The organism is Paenirhodobacter sp. CAU 1674, assembly GCF_029222945.1.
GTDB lineage: Bacteria > Pseudomonadota > Alphaproteobacteria > Rhodobacterales > Rhodobacteraceae > Rhodobacter.
The window spans coordinates 32,949-47,239 of sequence record NZ_JARHUH010000005.1 but is presented as its reverse complement, the minus strand read 5'-3'; the positions used below and the strand labels follow the sequence as shown (position 1 = coordinate 47,239).

Genomic DNA, 14,291 nt, shown 5'->3' with positions numbered 1-14,291 from the left:
AGTGACAGATACGACCCCCTTCGCCCCGGATCTGTCCGGGGCGCCCCTGCTTCTGGACCCGCCCGCGCTGAAGGCTGCGCTTTCCAGCACGCTGGCCACGCTGAACGACGAGCGTGAGATCCGCACGGAAACCGTGCGCTTTCTGGCCCAGGCGCGCGACGCCGCCACGCCCTGGATCGAGGCCGCCTTTTCCGCCCATCCCCGCGTCGCACGCGAAACCGTTGCGCATTATTCGCTGATGACCGACGGCATCGTGCAATCGGTGTTTCAGGTCGCGACCGAACGGCTGCACCCGTTACCCCGCCCCAGTGACGCCGAACGGCTGGCGGTGCTGGCCGTGGGCGGATATGGCCGGGCCGAGATGGCGCCATCCTCGGATGTCGACCTGCTGTTCCTGACGCCCGCGCAACTGACCTCACGGGCCGAGAACGTCATCCAGTCGATGCTCTACATGCTGTGGGATCTGAAGCTGAAGGTCGGCCACAGCTCGCGCAGCATCGAGGATTGCATCCGGCTGGGACGCGAGGATTACACGATCCGCACCGCCCTGCTGGAGCATCGCTTCATCGACGGCAACGCAGCCCTGGCACATGATCTGACCGAGCGGCTGCACAGCGATCTGTTCCGCAACACCGCACCAGAGTTCATCGAGGCCAAGCTGGCCGAACGCGCCGAGCGGCACAAACGCCAGGGCGGGCAGCGCTATGTGCTGGAACCCAACGTCAAAGAGGGCAAGGGCGGGTTGCGCGATCTGCAGACGCTCTACTGGATCGCGAAATACCTGCATCAGGTGAATCGGGCGGCCGAACTGGTGCCGCTGGGCGTCTTCACCGCCGAGGAATACCAGCATTTCCGCGACGCCGAAGATTTCCTCTGGGCGGTGCGCTGCCATCTGCATCTGATCGCCGGGCGCGCCGCCGATCAGCTGACCTTCGACATGCAGGTCGAGGTCGCCCGGCGGATGGGCTATACCGACACTGCCGGGCGCCGCGCGGTCGAGGTCTTCATGCAGGACTATTTCCGCCACGCCACCCGTGTGGGCGAGGTCACCCGCATCTTCCTGACCGCGCTGGAGGCCCAGCACGTCAAGCACGCGCCGATGTTGCAACGCATCTTCCGCCGCAAGCGCAAGCTGCGCGCGCCCTATATCGACGACAACAACCGCATCAACGTGTCGGACGCCAAGGCGTTTCTGGCCGATCCGGTGAACCTGCTGCGGATCTTCGAGGAAGGCCTGCGCACCGGGTTGCTGATCCATCCCGATGCGATGCGTCTGGTTGCCGCCAATCTGGACAAGTTCGACGACAATCTGCGCGAAAGCCGCGAGGCGCGGCGGATCTTCCTGGATCTGCTGCTCAAGCACGGCAACCCCGAACGCGCGCTGCGACGCATGAACGAGCTGGGCGTGCTGTCGGCCTTCATCCCCGAATTCGAACCGATCGTGGCGATGATGCAGTTCAACATGTATCACCACTACACCGTGGACGAGCACACGATTCAGGTGGTCTCGGCGCTGGCGCAGATCGAACGGCACGAACTGGTCGAGGAACTGCCGCTCAGCTCGCACATCTTGGACGAAGGGCTGAACCGCCGGGTGCTGTATGTGGCGCTGTTGCTGCACGACATCGGCAAGGGCCGCCCCGAGGATCATTCGATCCTGGGCGCCCAGATCGCGCGCAAGGTGGCGCCCCGGCTGGGGCTGAATGCCGAGGAATGCGAAACCGTCGAATGGCTGATCCGGCATCACCTGCTGATGTCGGACGTGGCGCAGAAGCGCGATCTGTCCGATCCGCGCACGATCCGCGACTTTGCCAAGCTGGTGAAGACCAAGAAGCGGCTCGATCTGCTGACGGTGCTGACGGTGTGTGACATCCGCGGCGTGGGCCCCGGGGTGTGGAACAACTGGAAGGCCACGCTGCTGCGGCGGCTGCATTCGGATACCGCGCGCGCGCTGGAACACGGGCTGGAGGCGCTGAACCGCGAACAACGCACCGATGAGGCCAAGCGCGCGCTGCGCGAGGCGCTGGCGGGGTGGGAAACCAAGGATCTGCGCACCGAGGCCGCCCGCCATTACGACCCTTACTGGCAGGGCCTGTCGACCGAGACCCATGTGATCTTTGCCAAGATGCTGCGCGATCTGGGCGATGACGAGATCCGCATTGACCTGCACCCCGACCCCGACCACGACGCGACCCGCGCGGCCTTCGCGCTGGCCGACCATCCGGGCACCTTCTCGCGGCTGGCGGGCGCGCTGGCGCTGGTGGGCGCGAACGTGGTCGATGCGCGCACCTATACCTCGAAGGACGGCTATGCGACCGCCGTCTTCTGGGTGCAGGACGCCGAGGGCCACCCGTATGAATCGGGTCGGCTGGAGCGGCTGCGCCAGATGATCCTGAAAACCCTGAAAGGCGAGGTCGTGGCGCGCGAGGCGCTGAAAGACCGCGACAAGATCAAGAAGCGTGAACGCGAGTTCAAGTTCCCGACCCATATCACCTTCGACAATGAAGGATCGGATATCTACACGCTGATCGAGGTCGACACCCGCGACCGCCCCGGTCTGCTGTATGACCTGACCCGCGCGCTGGCCTCTGCCAATATCTACATCGCCAGCGCGGTGATCGCGACCTATGGCGCGCAGGTGGTCGATACCTTCTACGTCAAGGACATGTTCGGGCTGAAACTGCACGCCAAGGGCAAACAGGAAGCGCTGGAAAAACGCCTGCGCGATGCCATCGCCTCGGGCGCGCAAAGGGCCAATACCTGATGCAGCCCATTCGTCTGGTGAAGGGGTTCCTGACCGTCGGCCTGTGGACCTTTGCAAGCCGCCTTCTGGGCTTCGTGCGCGACATGATGATCGCGGCCTATCTGGGCTCGGGCCCCGTGGCCGAGGCGTTTCTGGTGGCGTTTTCGCTGCCCAACATGTTCCGCCGGTTCTTTGCCGAGGGCGCCTTCAACATGGCCTTCGTGCCGATCTTCGCCAAGAAATTGGAAACCGGCGAGGATGCGGGCAAATTCGCGCAGGATGCCTTTGCCGGGCTCAGCGCGGTGCTGATCGCCTTCACCGTCATTGGCACCATCGCGATGCCGGGGCTGGTGTGGCTGATGGCCTCGGGCTTTGCGGGCGATGCGCGCTTCGACATGGCGGTGCTGTTCGGGCGGATCTCGTTTTCCTATATCCTGTTCATCTCGCTCGTGGCGTTGCTGTCGGGCGTTCTGAACGCCTTCGGACGGTTTACCGAGGCCAGCCTGGTGCCCGTGCTGATGAACCTGATGTTCATCGTGGCGCTGTGGATCGCGGGGATCGCGGGCTGGGATTACGGGCTGACGCTGGCCTGGACCGTGCCTCTGACCGGCATCGCGCAACTGGCCTTCACCTGGTTTTCCGCGCGCAAGCTGGGCTACAGCCTGCGTCCCGGCTGGCCGCACATGACCCCCGATCTGAAACGCCTGCTGGTGATCGCGGGACCTGCCGTGCTGGCAGGCGGCGTGGTGCAGGTCAACCTGCTGGTCGGGCGTCAGGTGGCCTCGTTCACCGAAGGCGCGGTGGCCTGGCTCAGCTATGCCGACCGTCTGTATCAGCTGCCGCTTGGCGTGGTGGGCATCGCAATTGGCACCGTCCTGCTGCCGACGCTGTCACGCCAGCTGCGCGCGGGCGATCATGCGGCCGGGCGCGAAAGCTTTTCCCGCGGGGCCGAGTTTGCCCTGTTCCTGACCCTGCCTGCCGCCGTGGCGCTGGTTGTCATCGCGACCGAGCTGGTCTCGGTCCTTTACGGGCGCGGGGCGTGGACCGCGCAGGATACGCAGGCGACCGCGCTGGCGCTGGCGGCCTACGGGCTGGGCCTGCCCGCCTTCGTACTGCAAAAGGTGCTGCAGCCGCTTTACTACGCGCGCGAGGATACCCGGCGGCCCTTCCACTTCGCGCTGGTGTCGATGCTGGTGAACGCGGGCTTTGCCGTGGGGATGATGCCGCTGATGGGCTTCATGGCGGCGGCGCTGGCCACGACCGTCTCGGGCTGGGTGATGGTCGCGCAACTGTGGCTCGGCGCGCGCAAGATGGGCGATGCCGCCCGCCCCGACGCGCGGTTCTGGCGCCGGTTGTGGCGGATCGTTCTGGCCTCGGCACTGATGGGGCTGGTGCTGTGGGGCGCGGCGCAAGGGCTGCACGAGGCGCTGATCGCGCGGGGCACCCGCTGGGGCGCGCTGGCGCTGCTGTGCGGAGCCGGGATCGTAACCTATTTCGGCCTTGGCGCCGCCTTGGGCGCCTATCGCACCGGCGATCTGGGCAAGATGCTGCGCCGCAAACGGGGCTGATACGCGGGATCAGCGCTGGCGGATACGCGCCAGCGCCCGCCGCCAACCGCCGGGGCCGACCAGAAAGCTCAGCCCGAACCCTGCCACGAACCCCGACAGATCGGCGATCCAGTCAGGACGCCCGCCGAAGAACACGCTGAAAAGCAACTGAATCGCCATCAGCATCCCGATCAGCGAAAACGCGCGCGCGCGGCTCGCCTGCGCGGCCCCCAGCCGCGTCCACAAGATCCAGGTGAAGGCCCCGATCAGCCCATAGGCGCCCGGATAGCCCCCATAGATCGCAACCGTGGTGAAGGGCAGCGCCGCATAAACCACGGCACCGGCGATCGTGGCACCGAAGAACACCGCCGCCACAGCCCAGCCGGAAAACAGCTCTCCCACCATCTTGCCCAGTGCCAGAACGAAGACCAGAACCATCAGCGCATGGGTCAGCGAGGCATGCACGAAACCGTAGCTGATCGTGCGGATCACATGCGTCCAGGGCCAGGTGTTCTGCTCGACCATCGCACGCGCGATCCCGGGATCGAAGGCGAAGCGCTGCAACATGTCCAGCCGCAGCCCGATATTCTGCGGCCCCAGAACCCCCGCCTGCCCCAGCCCGAAGGCGATCTCGCCGATCAGGATCGGCGCCGCCAGCAGCCAGACCACCGCCGGCAAGGGGTTGATCGGGTGTTCGTTATAGCCTTCGTGCATCCCTGCCTCCTTTGGCGCTCCGGTTGACGCCCCGCGCGCTTTAGCGATAAGCCCTCGGGGACCGGAATTCCAGCCTGCCCGCAGGAGCACAAGATGAGCGACGCCGCGCAAACCCCCAATGCCAAATTCAAACCCCGGATCTTTTCGGGGATTCAGCCCTCGGGCAACCTGACGCTGGGCAACTATCTGGGGGCGCTGAAACGCTTTGCGCAGAAACAGGACGAGGGGATCGAGACGATCTATTGCCTCGTCGATCTGCACGCGATCACCGTCTGGCAGGAACCCGAAGCCCTGAAACGCCAGACCCGCGAGGCCGCCGCGGCCTTCATCGCCGCGGGGATCGACCCGGCGCGCTCTATCCTCTTCAACCAGAGCCAGGTATCGGCCCATGCCGAACTGGCCTGGCTTCTGAACTGCGTCGCGCGGATCGGCTGGATGTACCGGATGACCCAGTTCAAGGACAAGACCTCGGGCAAGAATGCGGAAAACTCGTCGCTCGGGCTCTTGGCCTATCCCTCGCTGATGGCCGCCGACATCCTGCTTTATCACGCGACCATGGTGCCGGTGGGCGAAGATCAGAAGCAGCATCTGGAACTGACCCGCGACATCGCGGCCAAGTTCAACCACGATTACAAGACCGATTTCTTCCCCAGCCCCGAGCCGCTGATCGAAGGCGCCGCCACCCGGGTGATGAGCCTGCGCGACGGGTCGAAGAAGATGTCGAAATCCGATCCTTCGGATGCCAGCCGGATCAACTTGACCGACAGCGCCGACACGATCGCGAAAAAGTTCCGCAAGGCCGTGACCGACCCCGCGCCGCTTCCCGAGACGCTCGACGGTCTGGCCGAACGCCCCGAAGCGCGCAATCTGGTGAATATCTATGCCGCCCTGGCCGACAAGACGGTCGAGGACGTGATTGCGGAATACGGCGGTCAGGGCTGGGGCGTGTTCAAACCCGCGCTGGCCGATCTGGCGGTGGACAAGCTCGCGCCGATCTCGACCGAAATGGCGCGTCTGATGAACGATCCGGCCGAGATCGACCGCATTCTGGGCCAGGGCGCGGCCAAGGCCGACGAGATCGCGCAGCCGATCCTGGCTAAAACGCTCGACATCATGGGGATGGTGCGCTCGCGCTAAGCGCCGGGGGCGCCGCCCCCGGACCCCCGGGATATTTATGGCAAGGTGAAAGACATCCCTTCACCTTGCATAAATATCCCGGGGGGAATTTTCCGCAGGAAAAGGAGGGCAGCGCCCCCTAGCCCCTGCCCGCTTTCGCCTCGGCCCGGGGATAAAGCCGCGCCATGCTGACCCCGCGCGTCGCATTGAGCACCATCAGCGCGGCCCAAAGCCCGTGGTTGCCCAAAGCTGGCAACAAGACGGCCAGCGCAAGCGCATAGACCGCGACCGAAACCAGCATCGCATTGCGCATCTCGCGCGTCAGGGTGGCACCGATGAAGATGCCGTCGAACATCCAGCTGGCAATGCCGATCAGCGGTGCGATGGCCAGCCAGGGCAGATAGATCCGGGCGGTCTCGCGCACCTCGGCCGAGGCGGTCATGGTGTCGATGATCGCGGGCCCGGCAAGAAAGAAGACGCCCCCCAGAAGCGCCGCGCCCCCCACGCCCCATTGCGAGGTCAGCACAGCCGCCCGGCGCAGACGCGGCACCGAGCGCGCGCCCACCGCCTGCCCCACCAGCGTTTCCGCGGCAAAGGCGAAACCATCGAGCGCATAGGCGGTGATTTCCAGAAACTGCAGCAGCACCTGATTGGCCGCCAGTTTCACATCGCCCTGCCCCGCGCCCAGAAACAGGAAAGCGGTGAAACTGGCCTGCAGCGCGACCGAGCGGATCATGATGTCGGTATTCACCCGCGCCATCTGGCCCAGCCGGGCGCGGTCGAGGATCGCGCGCGCACGCCACAGGTTGCCCGCGAAGGCCCCGCGTGCCAGCCAGATCGCCAGTGCCAGCCCCGTTGCCTCGGCAATCAGCGTGGCACTGGCGACGCCAGTCACGCCCCAGCCCAGCCCCAGCACAAACCACAGATCCAGGCCCACATTCAGCCCGTTCATCCACAGCTGCAACACCAGCACGGCGCAGGTGCGTTCCAGCGCGATCAGCCAGCCGGTGAAGGCGTAAAGCGCGATCGTCGCGGGCGCGCCCCAGATACGGATCGACAGATAGGCGCGCGCCAACGTCTCGACCTCGGCCGAGGCGGGCGCCAGCCGGAACGCCGCCCAGAACAACGGCCCCTGCAACGCGATCAACCCCAGCCCCGCCAGCCCCGCGACGATCAGCGCGCGCATCAGCCCGGCCGAAACCTCGGCGTGATCCCCGGCGCCATGGGCTTGCGCCACAAGCCCGCTGGTGCCCATCCGCAGGAAGCCGAAAATCCAGTAGAGCGAGGCGAGGATCACCGCGCCGATGCCCACCGCGCCAATCGGCGCGGCTGCGCCCAGTTGCCCCACCACGCCGGTATCTACCGCGCCCAGGATCGGCACCGTCGCATTGGACAGCACGATCGGCCCGGCAATCGCCAGCACCCTTCGGTGCGAAAGCTCAGCCATTCCCCGGATCGGGCATCACGAAATGCCCGGTCGCCTGCGCGAACATCCGGGTGCGATTGTCCTGCCAGGCCTCGACATGCACACTGGCATAGCGCCGCCCCGAGCGGTTGACCCGCGCCCGCGCGTAGGCATCGCGCGGCAGGCCCGAGCGCAGATAATCCACCGAGAAGTCGATCGTCTTGGGCAGGCGCGGCAGGTGCATGGGATCCAGCGAGGTCAGGTCGATCCGCCCGGCCTCGACATCTTCCCACAACAGCGACCAGCTTAGTTCAATGATCGCCGTGACTTCAAGGAAGGCGGCGGTCACCCCGCCATGCAGCGCGGGCAGCAGCGGGTTGCCGATCAGCTTTTCGTCGAAGGGCAGGGTCGCGGTCAGCTCGTCGCCGCGGCGGTCGAATTCGATGCCCAGAAACTGAATATAGGGCACGCCGGACACCAGCGTGCGCAGGGCCGCATCCCGGCGTTGCTTGACGATCTGCACGGGTTCGGGTTTCGGGCGGCTCATTGCGCATCCCCTTTCGGGCGTTCGACGGTAAAGGCGCCGGTGGCCGACGCCACGGGCAGGCCCGCCTCTTCGTCATGCGCGGTCGCGCGCACGAAGGCGACCGAGCGGGTGATGTGATAGCATTCGGCGCGCGCGGTGATCCGCTGGCCGGGGGTGGCCGCGCGCATGTAGTCGATCCGCAGGTCGATGGTCGCGGTGCCGGCCGGGGCCTCGGGATGGCTCATTACCGCCGCCCCGCAGCAGGTATCCATCAGCGCCGAGACCGCACCGCCGTGGATCACGCCCGAGCGCGGGTCCCCCACCAGCCGCAGGTCGTAAGGCATCGAGATCACGGCGGCGCCCCCGCCAATGGCGTCGACCCGCATGCTCAGCGCGCGGCTGTGCGGGATCTTTTCGATGAACTGACGCGCCAGTTCCAGCTTCTGCGCGTCGCTCTCTTGTGGGGGGGGCGTCGGGGTTCCGCTCATGTCTGACTCCAGTTCTTTCGCTGACTATCCGGCGCGGCGCGCAGCAACGCAAGGGGTGGATCACGCCGCCCCGCCGCCCGCCCCGGCAAATGCCGCAACGACATTACGGCCGCATATGGTGCCCTGCCCGCGCGCAAAGCGTGTTGAAGCCCGCGCCCCGGCGCGCTAGCTTGCGCCGCGAAGAGGAGGCCCGAATGCCCGATATTCTGAGCTTCAAGGAAATGTGCGCGCGCTTCGACGTGACCCCGCGGACGCTGCGCTATTATGAATACATCGAATTGCTGGCCCCCCAGAAAGAGGGCCGGTCGCGGTTTTACGGCCCGCGCGAGATTGCCCGGATGACCCTGATCCTGCGCGGACGGCGTTTCGGCTTCAGTCTGGAAGAACTGCGTCAGTGGTTGCAGATCTACGATCAGCAGGGCACCGAAGAGCAGAACCGCGTCTGGGTCGAACTGGCCGACCGCCAGCTGAATGTGCTGGAAACGCAGCGCGCCGAACTGGACAGCACCATCGACGACCTGCGTCATTTGCGCAATCAGGTCGCGAAAATGCTTGATTCCTGACCTTCAAAACGCTTCGAATCGCGCCTGAGCCGTGCCGCCCCGGGGCACGGCTGCCGATGTGCGTGCGATTGTTCGGTTACAAAATTGCTTTACCTTTAGGTCAATTTTTTCTGACATTACGTCAGCGGACTTGTGACGCCACGTTACGGTGACGCGCACGTCAACTTTGCTTGTAATGTAGAGGCGGAAAGTGTGTCTGCCGCCTCGCATTACGCAACGACAAGAGAGGCAGATGCATGAGTGAAGATGTGATGACGATCCGGGAGATGTGCGATGCGTTCGACGTGACGCCGCGGACGCTCCGGTTTTACGAGAGCAAGGAGTTGCTGTTCCCCATCCGCGAGGGTCAGAAGCGGCTGTTTACCCGGCGGGACCGGGCGCGGTTGAAACTGATCCTGCGCGGCAAACGTTTCGGGTTCAGCCTGGAGGATATCCGCCAGCTGCTGGACATGTACACGATGGGCGACCAGCGCAAAACGCAACTGGCCGAGACGCTCAAGCTGGCGCGTCAACGCCTTGAGGAAATGACCCGCCAGCGTGACGAGCTTGGCCAGGCGATTGCCGAACTGAGCGACCAGATCAACTGGGGCGAGCAGGAGCTGATCCGCAAAGAGCAGGAGACGCCCACCGCCTGAGACGAGTTTTAGGGAGAGAGACATGCCGACCTACACCGCCAATACCAAGGACATGCAATTCGTCCTGCACGATGTGCTGAACGTGTCCAGCGCCGGCCTGCCGGGCTACGAGGACATGGACCGCGACTTCACCGAAGCGGTTCTGGACGCCGCGGCCAAGGTTTCCGCCGAGGTGCTGGCGCCGCTGAACACGGTCGGCGACACCGAAGGTTGCGTTCTGGAAAACGGCGTCGTGCGCACGCCGACCGGCTTTGACCGCGCCTTTGCCGCGATGAAGGAAGGCGGCTGGACCGCGCTGGATTGCGACCCGGAATATGGCGGTCAGGGCATGCCCTATGTGCTGGCCACGGCGGTGGGCGAGATGTTCGTGTCGGCCAACATGGCCTTCAACATGTATCAGGGCCTGACGCACGGTGCCTATTCGGCGATCCATGCCCATGGCACGCCCGAGCAGAAGGCAAAATACCTGCCCAAGATGGTCAGCTGCGACTGGACCGGCACGATGAACCTGACCGAACCGCATTGCGGCACGGATCTGGGCATGATGCGCACCAAGGCCGAACCGCAGGCGGACGGCAGCTACAAGATCACCGGCCAGAAGATCTTCATCTCGGCGGGCGACCACGACCTGGCCGAAAACATCATCCATCTGGTGCTGGCCAAGGCGCCCGGCGGCGGCGAGGGCACCAAGGGGATTTCGCTGTTCATCGTGCCGAAGTTCCTAGTGAACGACGATGGCAGCCTTGGCGACCGCAACCCGGTCTCGGTCGGCAAGATCGAAGAGAAGATGGGCATTCACGGCAACTCGACCTGCGTGATGAACTATGACGGGGCGACCGGCTGGCTGCTGGGCGATCTGCACAAGGGCATGCGCGCGATGTTCACGATGATGAACGAGGCGCGTCTGGGCGTGGGCCTGCAGGGCTATGCGGTGGCCGAGGCCGCCTATCAGAACGCGCTGGCCTATGCCAAGGACCGCCTGCAGGGCCGTGCCGTGACCGGCGCCGAAAACCCGAATGGCCCGGCCGATCCGCTGATCGTGCATCCCGACATCCGCCGCAACCTGATGGACCAGAAGGCGTTTCTGGAAGGCGCCCGTGCCTTCACCTTCTGGGGCGCGCATCTGATCGACCGCGGCCACAAGGCCGGCGACGCCGCTGCCGAAGGGCTGGTCGGACTGATGACGCCGGTGCTCAAGGGCTTCCTGACCGACAAGGGCTTCGAGACCGCCGTTGCCGCGCAGCAGGTCTATGGCGGGCACGGCTATATCGAGGAATGGGGCATGAGCCAGTTCGCCCGCGATGCCCGGATCACCATGATCTACGAAGGCGCGAACGGGGTGCAGGCGCTGGATCTGGTCGGCCGCAAGCTGGCGCAGGATGGCGGCAAGCACGTCATGGCCTTCTTCGAAATGGTCAAGGCCGAGTGCAAGGCGCATGAGGGCGACGAGCGGATGAAGCCCTTCACCGACGCGCTGAAGGTGGCCTCGAAACAACTGCAGGCGGCGGGGATGTTCTTCATGCAGAACGGCATGAAGAACCCGAACGCGGCGCTGTCGGGCAGCTATGATTTCATGCATCTGATGGGCCATGTCTGCCTTGGCCTGATGTGGACCCGGATGGCCAAGGCCGCCCATGCGGCGCTGGACGCGGGCGCCACCGATACCGCCTTCTACGAAGGCAAGATCGCGACCGGCCGCTACTACATGGCGCGCCAGCTGCCCGCGTGCGGCATGCACCTTGCGCGCATCGAAAGCGGGGCCGAGCCGGTCATGGCGCTGAGCGTCGATCAGTTCTGATCGCACTCGAAACCCGAAAAGACACGAAAAGGGCGCGGGAAACCGCGCCCTTTCTGTTTGAACGGTGCCTGCGGTTCTCCGCATATCGGCAGACTTGTCATCGTGGCGATTTCCCTGCGGGCCTGTCGAAATACGGCGGCGTTTGGTCGCAAGCATCGCAGGCATATCCGGTTTCACGACTAATCTGGCCACGCAGGGTGCCGCTGGGAACCGTGGAACCGGGATGCCGGGACGATGCCATGACGGCGCCGCCCCACAAACCCGATCCGCGCCCCGGAAAACCGGCCCTGCATCACGACGTCAAGCCGCGGTGGGCGGTGGGCGATGCGTTCGCGCCGGGCCTGCCCGGAGGTGCCACGCAGCCCCGGCCTCCGCTTCATGCAGATCGCCCGTGCGGGGAGGCACGGGCCAGCGAGGACAAAGATGCTGAGCCAGCCCCAGATCGCCGCGGAACTTGCCGCGCGGCAACAGAATTTTTCGCTTCCCCGGGCTCTTTACTGCGATCCGGGCGTGTATCAGGCCGATCTGGAACAGATCTGGTACAAGGAATGGCTGTTTGCCCTGCCTACGGCAGCGCTGCAGAAGGCGGGCGATTACCAGACCGTGCAGGTCGGCGCCTTTCCGGTGATCGTGGTCAAGGGCGGCGATGGTCGGGTGCGCGCCTTCCACAACGTCTGCCGCCATCGCGGGCAAAGGCTGTGCTCCAAAACCGCGGGCAACACGCCGAAACTGGTCTGCCCCTATCACCAGTGGACCTATGAGCTGGACGGCAAACTGCTGTTCGCGCGCGACATGGGCGAGGATTTCGACGCCGGCAAATACGGGTTGAAGCGCGTGCATTGCGTCGATCTGGGGGGCGTCATCTACATCTGTCTGGCCGAGGTGCCGCCGCCGATCGCCGATCTGGCGAAGGCCGCCGCGGCCTATCTGGCGCCTTCGGGGCTGGCCGACGCGAAGGTGGCCTTCACCTCGACCATCGTCGAAAAGGGCAACTGGAAACTGGTGATCGAGAACAACCGCGAATGCTATCACTGCGGCGGCTCGCACCCGTCGCTGTGCCGGACCTATTCGGACAACCCGAAGATGACCGCGATGGATGGGCCGGATTCTGCCAGCGCCGACATTCTGGCGCATTGGAAGCGTTGCGAAGAGGCGGGGCTGCCCTCGCGCTTTGTGAACCACCCCGATTACCAGTGGCGGCTGGCGCGCATCCCACTGCTGAACCACGCCGAAAGCTACACGATGAGCACCAAGGCCGCGGTGGCGCGGCGGATGGGCACGATGCCCTTCAACGATGCCGGCAGCCTGCTGATGTTCCACTACCCGAACACCTGGAACCACTTCCTGCCCGATCACGCGATCACCTTCCGCATCCTGCCGATCAGCCCGACCGAGACAGAGGTGACCACGACCTGGCTGGTGCACAAGGACGCGGTGGAAGGCGTGGATTACGACCTGAAAACCCTGACCGAGGTCTGGATGGCGACCAATGACGAAGACCGTCAGGTGGTCGAGGAAAACCAGTATGGCATCCTCTCGCCCGCCTACGAACCCGGCCCCTATTCGCCGGTACAAGAGGAAGGCGTGGTGCAGTTCGTCGACTGGTATTGCGCCACCATGGCCGCGCGGCTGCCCGGCCCCGCCCCGCTGGCGGCGGAGTAGGCCATGGCGCAGGTCAACTGGACGGCAAAACCCTGGTCGGACACCGAGGCGCTGGAATGCGCCATGGTCGTGCCGGAAAACGCCGACACCGCCACCTTCACCTTCCGCGCGCCTTCGGGCGCGTGGTTCGACTATCAGCCGGGGCAGTTCCTGACGCTGGACCTGCCGGTGCCGGGCGGCAACGTGCAGCGCACCTATACCATCAGTTCCAGCCCCTCGCGGCCGCTGTCGCTGTCGGTGACGGTCAAGGCGCAGCCCGGCAGCATCGGCACGCGCTGGATGCTGGATCACCTGAAGCCGGGCATGACGATCCGCGCCTATGGCCCGAACGGGGTCTTCTCGTCGCATCGCCATCCGGCGCGGAAATACCTGTTCATCTCGGCCGGATCAGGGATCACGCCGATGATGTCGATGACGACCTGGGCGTGGGATTCGGGCGACATGCCCGACATCGTCTTCGTGCATGCCGCCCGCCGCCCGTCCGAGATCATTTTCCGCGAACGGCTGGAACAATTCGCCAATCGCGTGCCGGGGCTGAAGCTGCGGTTCACCGTGGAAGAACCTGATCCGTTCCGCACCTGGCACGGGTTCGAAGGTCGGCTGAGCCAGATCATGCTGGGCCTGATGGCCCCCGATTATCTGGAACGCGAAGTGTTCTGCTGCGGGCCCGAACCCTTCATGCAGGCGGTGCGCGACATGCTGAACGCGCTTGGCTTCGACATGGAGCATTACCATCAGGAAAGCTTCGGCGCGCCGGTCAAGACCGAGGCCGAGGCCCCGCCGATCGACGATGTGGTGCCCGATGCCGACACCGGCGCCGAGATCACCTTTGCCGCCAGCGGCATCACCGCGCGCTGCGCGCAAACCGATACCGTGCTGGCGGTGGCGAAACAGTCGGGGCTGAACATCCCCTCGGGCTGCACCTTCGGTCTGTGCGGCACCTGCAAGGTCAAAAAGACCAGCGGCGAGGTGCACATGGTCCACAACGGCGGGATCAGCGACGACGATGTGGCCGAAGGCTTCATCCTCGCCTGCTGTTCGCACCCGATCGGCAAGGTCAGCGTCGAGGTGTAACGACATGCGGGCCCGGGGCG

General features: G+C 65.2%; 12 protein-coding genes. 8 read left to right on the top strand and 4 right to left on the bottom strand.

The genetic code is table 11. From position 1 onward, the window contains the following. Nucleotide 1 precedes the first annotated feature (1 nt). Entirely contained in the window at nt 2-2,764 is a 2,763-nt protein-coding gene (locus tag P2G62_RS08405) for a [protein-PII] uridylyltransferase (RefSeq protein WP_275734441.1), read from the top strand. After that, nucleotides 2,764-4,311, top strand: a complete 1,548-nt coding sequence (murJ, locus tag P2G62_RS08400) for a murein biosynthesis integral membrane protein MurJ (RefSeq protein WP_275734440.1) — start codon at nt 2,764-2,766, stop codon at nt 4,309-4,311. The genes P2G62_RS08405 and murJ overlap by 1 nt, the downstream gene beginning before the upstream one ends. 9 nt (nt 4,312-4,320) lie before the next feature. On the opposite strand, the gene P2G62_RS08395 is transcribed toward murJ, so the two are convergent. Then, nucleotides 4,321-5,004 carry a rhomboid family intramembrane serine protease gene (locus P2G62_RS08395; protein ID WP_275734439.1) on the bottom strand — a complete coding sequence of 228 codons (684 nt, stop codon included), beginning with the start codon at nt 5,002-5,004 and terminating at the stop codon, nt 4,321-4,323. A gap of 93 nt (nt 5,005-5,097) precedes the next feature. Here P2G62_RS08395 and trpS point away from each other — a divergent pair, with 93 nt between their 5' ends. Next, the gene (trpS, locus tag P2G62_RS08390; RefSeq protein ID WP_275734438.1) at nt 5,098-6,141 is read left to right on the top strand and encodes a tryptophan--tRNA ligase; all 1,044 of its coding nucleotides are present in this window, start codon (nt 5,098-5,100) and stop codon (nt 6,139-6,141) included. 118 nt (nt 6,142-6,259) lie between these two features. Here trpS and P2G62_RS08385 read toward each other — a convergent pair whose 3' ends face one another. The 3 genes from P2G62_RS08385 to P2G62_RS08375 are packed head-to-tail and all read right to left on the bottom strand — an operon-like array spanning nt 6,260 to nt 8,539. Then, nucleotides 6,260-7,567, bottom strand: a complete 1,308-nt coding sequence (locus P2G62_RS08385) for an MATE family efflux transporter (RefSeq protein ID WP_275734437.1) — start codon at nt 7,565-7,567, stop codon at nt 6,260-6,262. Beyond that, the gene (locus P2G62_RS08380) at nt 7,560-8,072 is read right to left on the bottom strand and encodes a PaaI family thioesterase (protein ID WP_275734436.1); all 513 of its coding nucleotides are present in this window, start codon (nt 8,070-8,072) and stop codon (nt 7,560-7,562) included. The genes P2G62_RS08385 and P2G62_RS08380 overlap by 8 nt, the downstream gene beginning before the upstream one ends. Then, on the bottom strand, nt 8,069-8,539 hold the full coding sequence (locus P2G62_RS08375; RefSeq protein WP_275734435.1) for a PaaI family thioesterase: 471 nt from the start codon (nt 8,537-8,539) through the stop codon (nt 8,069-8,071). Before P2G62_RS08375 ends, P2G62_RS08380 begins: the two co-directional genes overlap by 4 nt. Before the next feature lie 194 nt (nt 8,540-8,733). On the opposite strand from P2G62_RS08375, the gene P2G62_RS08370 reads away from it, so the two are divergent. From P2G62_RS08370 to P2G62_RS08350, 5 genes are all read left to right on the top strand, one after another. Then, entirely contained in the window at nt 8,734-9,102 is a 369-nt protein-coding gene (locus tag P2G62_RS08370; RefSeq protein ID WP_275734434.1) for a MerR family DNA-binding transcriptional regulator, read from the top strand. A 236-nt stretch (nt 9,103-9,338) separates the two neighbouring features. Beyond that, a complete protein-coding gene (locus tag P2G62_RS08365) occupies nt 9,339-9,737 on the top strand; it encodes a MerR family DNA-binding transcriptional regulator (RefSeq protein ID WP_275734433.1) in 399 nt (132 codons plus the stop codon). A 22-nt stretch (nt 9,738-9,759) separates the two neighbouring features. Then, nucleotides 9,760-11,535, top strand: a complete 1,776-nt coding sequence (locus P2G62_RS08360; protein WP_275734432.1) for an acyl-CoA dehydrogenase C-terminal domain-containing protein — start codon at nt 9,760-9,762, stop codon at nt 11,533-11,535. Between the two features lie 423 nt (nt 11,536-11,958). Next, nucleotides 11,959-13,197 carry an aromatic ring-hydroxylating dioxygenase subunit alpha gene (locus tag P2G62_RS08355; RefSeq protein ID WP_275734431.1) on the top strand — a complete coding sequence of 413 codons (1,239 nt, stop codon included), beginning with the start codon at nt 11,959-11,961 and terminating at the stop codon, nt 13,195-13,197. A gap of 3 nt (nt 13,198-13,200) precedes the next feature. Further along, on the top strand, nt 13,201-14,271 hold the full coding sequence (locus P2G62_RS08350) for a hybrid-cluster NAD(P)-dependent oxidoreductase (protein WP_275734429.1): 1,071 nt from the start codon (nt 13,201-13,203) through the stop codon (nt 14,269-14,271). Nucleotides 14,272-14,291: the final 20 nt, after the last annotated feature.

Coding starts and splice junctions, on each gene's coding strand:
- murJ (WP_275734440.1), top strand. CDS start 2,764: ATGCAGCCCATTCGTCTGGTGAAGGGGTTCCTGACCGTCGGCCTGTGG.
- P2G62_RS08395 (WP_275734439.1), bottom strand. CDS start 5,004: ATGCACGAAGGCTATAACGAACACCCGATCAACCCCTTGCCGGCGGTG.
- trpS (WP_275734438.1), top strand. CDS start 5,098: ATGAGCGACGCCGCGCAAACCCCCAATGCCAAATTCAAACCCCGGATC.
- P2G62_RS08385 (WP_275734437.1), bottom strand. CDS start 7,567: ATGGCTGAGCTTTCGCACCGAAGGGTGCTGGCGATTGCCGGGCCGATC.
- P2G62_RS08380 (WP_275734436.1), bottom strand. CDS start 8,072: ATGAGCCGCCCGAAACCCGAACCCGTGCAGATCGTCAAGCAACGCCGG.
- P2G62_RS08375 (WP_275734435.1), bottom strand. CDS start 8,539: ATGAGCGGAACCCCGACGCCCCCCCCACAAGAGAGCGACGCGCAGAAG.
- P2G62_RS08370 (WP_275734434.1), top strand. CDS start 8,734: ATGCCCGATATTCTGAGCTTCAAGGAAATGTGCGCGCGCTTCGACGTG.
- P2G62_RS08365 (WP_275734433.1), top strand. CDS start 9,339: ATGAGTGAAGATGTGATGACGATCCGGGAGATGTGCGATGCGTTCGAC.
- P2G62_RS08360 (WP_275734432.1), top strand. CDS start 9,760: ATGCCGACCTACACCGCCAATACCAAGGACATGCAATTCGTCCTGCAC.
- P2G62_RS08355 (WP_275734431.1), top strand. CDS start 11,959: ATGCTGAGCCAGCCCCAGATCGCCGCGGAACTTGCCGCGCGGCAACAG.
- P2G62_RS08350 (WP_275734429.1), top strand. CDS start 13,201: ATGGCGCAGGTCAACTGGACGGCAAAACCCTGGTCGGACACCGAGGCG.